Origin of the sequence: Limnofasciculus baicalensis BBK-W-15 (assembly GCF_024178385.1) — a bacterium.
In the GTDB taxonomy this organism is placed as follows: Bacteria; Cyanobacteriota; Cyanobacteriia; order Cyanobacteriales; family Coleofasciculaceae; genus Limnofasciculus; species Limnofasciculus baicalensis.
Genome location: NZ_JAMZMM010000007.1, coordinates 34,943 through 44,259, shown reverse-complemented (window position 1 = coordinate 44,259; position 9,317 = coordinate 34,943). Strand labels below are relative to the sequence as shown.

Sequence of the window (9,317 nt, the reverse complement as noted above, 5' to 3'; positions counted from 1 at the left end):
CCCCAGAATACTTCTCAGTGTTGAGTTCTCAATTTTCAATTAAAACGGACTTGATCCCGCAATGCTCTCCAAAACTTAAAACTCAAAACTTAAAACTCAAAACTCTCTTCCCTATTCCCCAAACAAAGGTATATCCTGAATCCAAGGAAACTGGCTCAAGTCGCTGGGTTCATAATTATTATTTATCAACCTAGCCTTACAGTTTCTCAGATATAATTTAGTCGCTTGATCTTGAGGATTTACCTCTAAAATTTGCTCAAATATTTTATAGGCTCTAGCGAAGTTTTCCTGATGGTAAAGGATGATAGCAGATTCAAATTTTGTCTTAGTTTTACTCTTTAACTCTTTGAGATTATCCGGATCTGCATCGAATACTTCAAACACACCTACTAAGTCTTTTTTGCCTTTGACTTGTACTCTACCGAGAAATCGATAGTTACAACTATATTCCTCCTCTAGACTAAATAAAGTATGTTCACTCACGAGAATTGAAGCGCCGTATATCTTGGTTAATCCTTCCAGTCGCGAGGCTAAGTTAACCGCATTAGAAATTACTGTGGTTTCCATCCGCTCTTCTTCACCAATCGTACCCAACATTAAACTTCCTGAATGTAAGCCAATCCCAATAGCAAGGGGCGGATAGCCAGATTCTTGTCGTTCGATATTATAAATAGAAACTTGTTTCTGCATTTCAATGGCAGCCTGGAAACCGTCGTCTACTGATCTGGGAAATAGTGCCATAATTGCATCGCCAATGTATTTATCGATAAAGCCATTATACTTGCGGACAATTGGTCCTACTCGTTTCAGGTAGGCATTAATAAAGTCAAAGTTTTCTTTGGGAGTCATTCCCTCAGAAAAGGTAGTAAAATTGCGAATATCAGCAAATAAAATTGACATATTTTTCTGGACTTGATCCCCTAGACAGACATCGATAATACTCTCCCTTTCCAGAAAACGAATAAATTCCTGGGGAACAAAACGACTGTATGCAATATTAATTTTCGATAGATTAATGTGGGTTTTAATCCGGGCGAGGAGTTCGTTTTTGAGAATTGGTTTGGGTAGGTAATCATTTGCCCCAGATTCTAATCCAATTACCAAATCGGAAACTTGATTTTTTGCCGTTAACATGATAATAGGTAGTTGATGGGCGGGAAACTGTTCCCGAATTAGACGGCAAACTTGATACCCAGACATTTTTGGCATCATGATATCTAGTAGAATTAGATCTGGTTTGAAACCTTTCTCAATCATGGCTAAGGCTTCAATCCCATTGGTAGCATGGACGATTGCGTAGTTGTGCAAGGATAGATGGTTGGTGACAACTTGTCGATTAATCGCTTCGTCGTCTACTACTAAAATTGTTAATTGATTATCGGATTGGGGGGTAGGAGCGGGTGAAAGTAGTAGGGAGTTATCATGAGGCTGAACTTTGGCGATTGGATTGCTGATTTCTAAGGATACCTGAATCGGTTTAGTAGCAATTGGCAAGGTAAAAATAAAGCGGGAGCCGACACCAACTTCCGACTCGACGCGAATTGTGCCGCCGTGTAATTCTATCAGTTGTTTAGTAATACTTAATCCTAATCCGGTACCGCCATAAGATCGAGATATAGATGCGTCAACTTGTTCAAAAGATTTGAAGATATCGTCAAATTTGTCGGGGGGGATACCTATTCCTGTATCGGTGACGGTGATTTCGATGGAAAACCTCTCCCCCAGCCCCTCTCCTGCGTTAGCGAAGCGGCACGTTAGCGTAGCGGGGCGAAGCCCAGTGCGGAGAGGGGAGTGATTTTCCTCCCCCTGATTTTTCTCCCCCCTTCCCTGCCAGGGAAGGGGGGTTGGGGGGGTTAGGTTTGCCGATACGGTAACTAATCCAGATTCAGTAAATTTAATAGCATTCCCCACCAAGTTATACATAATTTGTTGAAGGCGATTCTCATCACCATGTACAGGAGGCAAATCTGATGGAATTAGATTTTTTAACTCTAGGGATTTACCTATCACTAATGGTTGACAAAGAGTCAGGACAATTTGGGTTATTTGGCGGAAGTCTACTGATTTAGATTGCAGTTCGATATCTTGGTTTTTTAGTTTAGCAAAATCTAGGATATCGTTGACAAGATTAGCCAGACGTTTGCCACTAGAAACTACCATAGAGAGGTTGGTAATTTGGGGATCTGAGAGGGTTCCGGCTGCACCATCAATGAGGGATTCGGCAATACCAATAATACCGTTAAGGGGAGTGCGCAATTCGTGGGATGTGTTGGCTAAAAATTCGTCCTTGAGTTGATCTAGGCGTTGTAATGCAGTATTTTTGACTTCTAATTGTTCGGTAAAACGGATGCGATCGCGTTCGGCTTGTTTCCGGTGGGTGATATCTTGAAAAGCTGCCATTGCATAGACAATTTCACCCTTTTCATTGAAGATTGGTGTACCCCATATTTCGAGGGGAATTATTTTGTCATTGCGATGGATTTCGATATCATCTATGGTGATGCTTTCTCCGTTTAATGCTCGCAGGATGGGTTGGCGAGCGCTAGGGTATAATTCTTCTGTTCCTACAATATAGGTTTGATAAATTTCTGGTAATTGTTCGACGGTGGCGTTAGGGACTATTTCTTTTCCTAATAACTGTTGGGCGGCTTGATTGGTGTAGTAGGGTTTTCCTGTACCATCAATGACAAAGATACCGACTGGCAATGTTTCTAGGAATTTGGTTACTCGTCTTTCGCTTTCTCGCAATGCTTCTTGGGCTTCCTGACGGATAGCGATTTCTTCTTGAAGCTTTTGCAATGATTCTGCTTTGGCTTGCTGGGCTAATTGTTCTTTTTTTAGAGCGGATTTGATTTGCTGTACTTGAGCGATAGTTTTGTTGACAGTAATTTCTAAATCTTGTAAGTCGATGGGTTTTGTCAGGAAGTCAAATGCGCCACGATTCATTGCGGATCTTATATTTGGCAAGTCGCTATATCCGGAGACAATTACTGTTTTAATGGTAGGATATTGTTCGGAGACTTTAGTGAGTAAGGTTAGCCCATCCATTTGGGGCATATTGATATCCGTTAATACCATATCGATATCCCTTTGGGCATGTAGAATCGCCAGGGCTTCAACGCCATTCCTGGCAAAAATCAACTGAATTTCCTTTTGCCGAATTCTTTTTCTAAATTTTTGGCGGATTAGGGTTTCTAAGTCTGGCTCATCATCCACAACCAGGATTGTCGCTGGCATAGCTTATTCTCGCTCATAAAAACACCTCCGTCGTTGGAAACTCTGTGTCTACCCTGCGGGAAGCAAGCTATAGACCAGAGAGGAAAACGCGGCAGCGGTTTTAACCGCCTACCCCTTGCGGGGCGGAGGAGTATGGTTGCTCCTCCGTGGAGATATGGTTGTCTCCAATCTCTTTCGAGTAAAGTTAGCTTTGACCTGTTATCTGAGCTTGTTAGAGGGATAGGGTAGGGGCTTCCCAGCCCTGTTTATAGGGTAGTTATATCATAAGTTCCCCAGGGAAATTCTGCACTCCTGACTCATCAACTATATTCTTGCAATATTTTTTCCTTAAGCTTATCAAACTCCACGGGTTTGTGCAGGTAGTCATCGGCTCCGTATTCTAGGGCTAATTGGTGACTTTTATCATCTCCATAGGCGGTAATGATAAAGACTTTCAAATCAGGAAACGTTAGTTTGATAATTTTCAATAGTTGCAGCCCGCTCATCCCTGGCATATTAATATCAGAGAGAATTAGCACAAAATTATGGGATTCTTGACTATTTAGGTATTTCAGAGCTTCTTTAGCTGAGAGAGCAAAGTCAATGTGTATTTTACCGGATTTGATCTCTTTTCTAAACCTTTGTTTAAATAAAATCTGAACATCTGGCTCATCGTCTACTACCATTATTTTCATGTTTTTTCCTCTGGTATTTTAAATGACTAATCGCTAATGGTTAATGCTAATATAGCAAAAGTTAAAAGTCAAAAGTCAAAAGAGTGGGATGTGGGGTGGGCTACGTCCCCAATATAAGGCGAAAAGCTGTAAGGATTGCCCACCCTACTAACTGCTGCAACTCTGGGAAGCGCTCAATTTGACTGGAACTTTTTGGAAGCTGAAGATGCGCCCTTATAAAATTATAGCCAAACTCCGAGATAATTTCATCCGTATCATTAGACATCTCGAAGTAAGAGCGAAAGGTATAGCTAAATCCATCTTGTGAAATTTTTGGCTCAGACATATATTTTACTGAGTAATTGGACAAAAGTTATTGGGGGAGTAGGGAAAAAATTCTTACTTCCCTAAGCTAAAGGCAAATAAAACCGAAAATTACTCCCTACACCTACCTCACTTTCTACCTCAATTATCCCACCTTGTAACTCCACTAACCGCTTAGAAATTGCCAAACCAATCCCCGTCCCCCCAGTATGTTGATTGCGAGACTTTTCCGCCCGCCAAAACCGCTCAAATACATGAGCCAAATCTGACGGTGCAATCCCAATTCCCGTATCTTTCACAGCAATCCATAACCGAGATACACCTGCTTTCATCCCTATATATTCCGTCCAAACTCGAACCGTAATTGCACCAGACTTAGTATAAGTTATTGCATTACCCAAAAGATTAACCAGTACCTGTTCAACCCGATCGATATCAGCCAAAACCAAAGGCAATTCTTCCGGACAATCCAACCCCAAAACCGGACCATCATCCAATAACTGATCCGCAAAACTTTGCACCAGAGCCATCAACAAAGGGCGCAAATTAACATGCCCAATCTTAATTGGTAGATAGCCAGCTTCCGCCTTAGAAAGTTCTTGCAAATCCCCAATTAAACGCTGCAAACGCTTAGTTTCTTTCGTCAAACTCAGATAAATTTCTGAAGACGCTTGAATCCGCCCATCTGCCAACTCTTCCAAATAACCCCGCAAAACAGTTAGCGGAGTACGCAACTCATGAGTCAAATCGCTAACTAATTCTCGCCGACGGTATTCTACATCCTCCAAACTAACAGCCATCCGGTTGAAACTAGTCGCCAATTGATTAATTTCCGGAATCTCACTCGGTGGAATTCGTTCCTGCAAATTTCCCGCTGCAAACTTCCCAGTAACCTCCTCAATTTGCGTCAACGGTTGGACAATCCGTCTCGAAACCCAATAACTAAGTCCCCCTGCCGCCGTCGCCCCCACAATTACCGCCCAAATACTACTACGATTCCAAGCAGTTTCAAAGCCTTGAATCAAATAAGTCCGCGCAAAACGTAAGGTGACACCTTGCCCTTCTAATTGTTGCAAATGCAAAACAAAAAGGCGCGGTGAAGATAACTTAGTGATGAAAGCAAAAGATCCTACTCCTACTATCATTACTAATAAGTGGGAGAGAAAAAGACGCGAAGCTAAAGGTAAAGATTTCGGTTTACGCATTAGATTTTGTGGGGAGTGGGGAATGGGGAGTGGGGAATAGCTTTTAGATAAGGCGTGTTTTAAAAACCTGGAAGGGCGAAGCATTCGGATATCAGTATTACGGGTTTATGTCAAATGTTATCGCCCGAATGCTACTCTAGCCTTCGGCAACCCCTTCGGGGAACGAGAAGGCTAATCGAACACCCCTACAGTAAAGACAGAATAGGAATCTTGCCCATCTAGTTTCAACCTTCATCCTTCCCTATCTTCAAATTTATAACCAACACCAATTACCGTTTTTACAAAGATGGGATTAGCAGGATCATCTTCAATTTTCTTACGCAACCGCGCTATATGAGTATCCACCACCCTTTCATCACCAAAAAAATCATTCCCCCAAAGTTTATCAATCAGTTGAGTTCGATTCCAAACTCTACCTGGTTGACTAATAAATGTTGACAATAAATTAAATTCCAAGGTAGTCAAATCTAGAGATTCTGATTCATCAGACGACAACAAACGACTAGCTACATGTCGATCTGGATCTAATATAAAATTTTTGGTACGATAGACTAAACTCTGCCCCCCGTGACGCAAACTCCGGCGCAAAAGTGCCCTAACTCTCGCAACTAATTCTGTTGGGCTAAATGGTTTAACCATATAATCATCTGCACCCGTAGATAAACCAATTACTCGGTCAATTTCTTCCCCTTTAGCAGTCAACATTAAAATATAAGGATCTTTGACTCCAGGTTTTTGGCGAATTCTGGCACAGACTTCTAATCCATCTAATCCTGGTAACATTAAATCCAGGATAATGACATCAGGTTGTTGTTGCTGGAAAGCTTGTAATGCGGCAAATCCATCCCGACAGGAGTGACAGGTAAATCCTTCTCTTTCTAAGGTAAGTTGGATGAGTTTTACGATTTCGGATTCGTCTTCAACTATGAGAATATTCATCGGTGTTATTGGTTGTTTGTTATTGGTTGTTTGTTGTTTGTAGTCACCAATAACTAAAAACTAACTTCCAACTCACAACAACCAATAATCCACAAATATTATATCGCAGTCGCCTTGGGTGTTAAGACAAGGGGCTTAAGCGGAAGTTACCCCGCCTTTAGGGGGACTTCCATTCCAACCTGCTATCAACCCTAACAACCTTCAGCTCTAACTGCTATGTTGATTAATTAAGTGTCAAAAATCTGAAAGGGCTGCTTTGGTTGTCAGCCTGGATTACGGGAGCTTATTTTCTGTTTTTTTTACGCGCACAGATTTCCATTATCCTAATTTAACAAAAAAAAATCAACCTGTCAAGGGGTTACGGCAAGAAAATCGCGCCATGAGAAGCTTACCTTCCGTATCGCACCTCTAACATCTAACCTCTAACCCCTCACCTCTTACCTCCCACCTCTTCTTTTAAGATACGATGGGTTGTGGTGAACGCCTAAAATTAAGCAGTTCCTAATACTTAAAAGCTTGGAAAGGTACGCAGATGGAAGTTACAGTTGAATGTCAGAAAAGAGCGGAAGGCAGTAAACCAAGAGCCTTACGTCGTTCGGGTTTAATCCCAGCTACTCTCTACGGTCACAAGGGTGCAGAATCGGAGACTCTCACGTTGAAGGCTAAAACGGTAGAAACTTTGCTGAAAAGCACTAAGGTTAATGATACCGTAGTTCAGTTAGAGATTCCGGAGTTGTCTTGGAGTGGTAAAGTCCTACTGCGAGAAGTACAGACTCATCCATGGAAGAGGACTAATGTGTACCATCTTAGCTTTTTTGCGGTAGCGAGTTAATATACGGTTTATCGCACAAAGTTAGATCGAGTTTGGTTGTATTGGTAGTGTAAAGGCAGGGTGAAGCATTCGGCTCTCAAAACTTGGGATTTATTGCAAAAGTTATCGCCAGAATGCTTCACCCCAACAAAATCTAAAAATATACCCGAAAAACTCCCACAAACCCGGTTTCTTGAAGAAACCGGGTTTCTCTGTACTTTCTTTGTACCTCACTCAACTGAGAACCGCTACAATTGAGTGCGATTGGCGCAAGATGGTGCTATTGGAAGGTCACGCTTTACAGTGTTTTCAGCCTAACAAGCTCAGATAACAGGTCAAAGCTAACTTTACTCGAAAGAGATTGGAGACAACCATATCTCCACGGAGGAGCAACCATACTCCTCCGCCCCGCAAGGGGTAGGCGGTTAAAACCGCTGCCGCGTTTTCCTCTCTGGTCTATAGCTTGCTTCCCGCAGGGTAGACACAGAGTTTCCAACGACGGAGATGTTTTTATGAGCCAGACAACCCTTCCCCCCTTAATCGAGCAAATGATGGAACCTGGGTTTTATCCCCACCCAGTCACGGAACCGATTCAGATGCTGCAAACCCATATTTCTTATGTACTCCTGACAGGAGATTTTGCCTATAAAATTAAGAAGCCAGTTAACTTTGGTTTCTTAGATTTTTCTACTATAGCACAGAGGGAGCATTTTTGCCATGAAGAAATTCGCTTAAATCAGCCGAATGCCCCGGAAATTTATCTGGATGTTTTAGCCATTACTCAAGAGGGCAATCGCTTTATTCTCGGTGGCACTAGTGAAGCTGTAGAATATGCCGTAAAAATGTGCCAATTTCCTCAGTCTAGCCTCTTAAGTACTATGTTTGAAGAGGGAATGCTAACAGAGGTACAGATGGAGGAATTGGGTAAAACTGTTGCCCATTTCCATAGTAAATGCAAAACTAGCGATTACATTAGAAGCTTTGGCGAAGTAGCCAAAATCCGCGAATTTATTAAAGATAATTATCAGCACACCCTCAAATATATTGGTGGTTCGCAAACTCAAGAGCAGTATGAGGAGACTAAGGCATTTAGCGATCGCTTTTTTGCCGAACAAGCAGAATTACTAGCCCAGCGTCGGGACAATAACTTCATTCGGGAATGTCACGGGGATTTACACCTGAGAAATATTTGTCTGTGGCATAACAAAATTCAGCTATTTGACTGTATTGAATTTAACGAACCATTTCGGTTTGTGGATGTCATGTACGATGTCGCCTTTACTGTAATGGATTTAGAGGCGCGGGGAAGGAAGGATTTGGGCAATGCTTTTTTGAATACTTATCTAGAACAAACTGGCGATTGGTCAGGATTGCAGGTATTGCCATTATACCTAAGTCGGCAAGCTTATGTAAGGGCTAAGGTAACATCATTTTTATTAGACGATTCAGCAGTATCAGCAGAGGCGAAACAAGAAGCAAGTACAACCGCCGCTAATTATTATCGGTTGGCATGGAATTACACGAAAATAGAGCGAGGAAGGATAATTTTAATGTCAGGCTTATCTGGTGCAGGAAAAAGTACCGTAGCCCGAAAATTAGCCCGAAAATTGGGTGCAATTCACCTCCGTTCAGACGCAGTGCGGAAACACTTAGCCGGAATGCCCCTAGAAGAGAAAGGAGAAGATACACTTTATACCGCTGAAATGACCCAAAAGACTTATAATAGGTTATTAGAATTGGGTATTTTACTGGCTAATCAGGGATTTACAGCGATCTTAGATGCCAAATATGACAAACAGGGATTACGCGAATCTGCGATCGCACAAGCTCAGACGCATCAGATTCCCCTGTCCATCCTCTATTGCACCGCACCGATGGACGTATTGCGCGATCGCCTTCTATCCCGCACTGGTGATGTATCTGATGCTACCGCAGATCTCTTAGCAAGTCAGGAAGCAGCCGCTGAACCCTTTACGGAGGAGGAGCAATCTCTGGTTACAATATTAGACACAACTCAAGATTGGGAATCAGAATTAGTTGTTGGTTGTTAGTTATTGGTTGTTGGTTATTAGTTGTTGGTTGTAGACCTAATTGTTCGTAAAAAGAATCATAAGTATAACAGGTGAAACGCCTGTTATACTAAAAAAA

General features: G+C 42.0%; 6 protein-coding genes and 1 pseudogene. 2 read left to right on the top strand and 5 right to left on the bottom strand.

Going from position 1 to position 9,317, the window contains the following annotated elements:
* Positions 1-111 precede the first annotated feature (111 nt).
* The 5 genes from NJ959_RS01540 to NJ959_RS01520 all read right to left on the bottom strand — a co-directional run bounded on the left by NJ959_RS01540 (position 112) and on the right by NJ959_RS01520 (position 6,358).
* Positions 112-3,237: a response regulator gene (locus NJ959_RS01540; protein ID WP_254009976.1), complete on the bottom strand. Its 3,126-nt coding sequence runs from the start codon at positions 3,235-3,237 to the stop codon at positions 112-114.
* 299 nt (positions 3,238-3,536) lie between these two features.
* Positions 3,537-3,911, bottom strand: a complete 375-nt coding sequence (locus NJ959_RS01535) for a response regulator (RefSeq protein WP_254009975.1) — start codon at positions 3,909-3,911, stop codon at positions 3,537-3,539.
* Positions 3,912-4,011: 100 nt separating this feature from the next.
* The gene (locus tag NJ959_RS01530; RefSeq protein WP_254009974.1) at positions 4,012-4,236 is read right to left on the bottom strand and encodes a hypothetical protein; all 225 of its coding nucleotides are present in this window, start codon (positions 4,234-4,236) and stop codon (positions 4,012-4,014) included.
* Positions 4,237-4,297: 61 nt separating this feature from the next.
* Positions 4,298-5,419, bottom strand: coding sequence for a sensor histidine kinase (locus NJ959_RS01525; protein ID WP_254009973.1), 1,122 nt, complete (start codon positions 5,417-5,419; stop codon positions 4,298-4,300).
* Between the two features lie 231 nt (positions 5,420-5,650).
* Entirely contained in the window at positions 5,651-6,358 is a 708-nt protein-coding gene (locus tag NJ959_RS01520) for a response regulator (protein ID WP_254009972.1), read from the bottom strand.
* 532 nt (positions 6,359-6,890) lie between these two features.
* On the opposite strand from NJ959_RS01520, the pseudogene rplY reads away from it, so the two are divergent.
* Positions 6,891-7,187 (top strand): annotated as a pseudogene (gene rplY / locus NJ959_RS01515) (50S ribosomal protein L25); the annotation flags it as partial.
* 494 nt (positions 7,188-7,681) lie between these two features.
* Positions 7,682-9,220 carry a bifunctional aminoglycoside phosphotransferase/ATP-binding protein gene (locus NJ959_RS01510; RefSeq protein WP_254009971.1) on the top strand — a complete coding sequence of 513 codons (1,539 nt, stop codon included), beginning with the start codon at positions 7,682-7,684 and terminating at the stop codon, positions 9,218-9,220.
* Positions 9,221-9,317 lie beyond the last annotated feature (97 nt).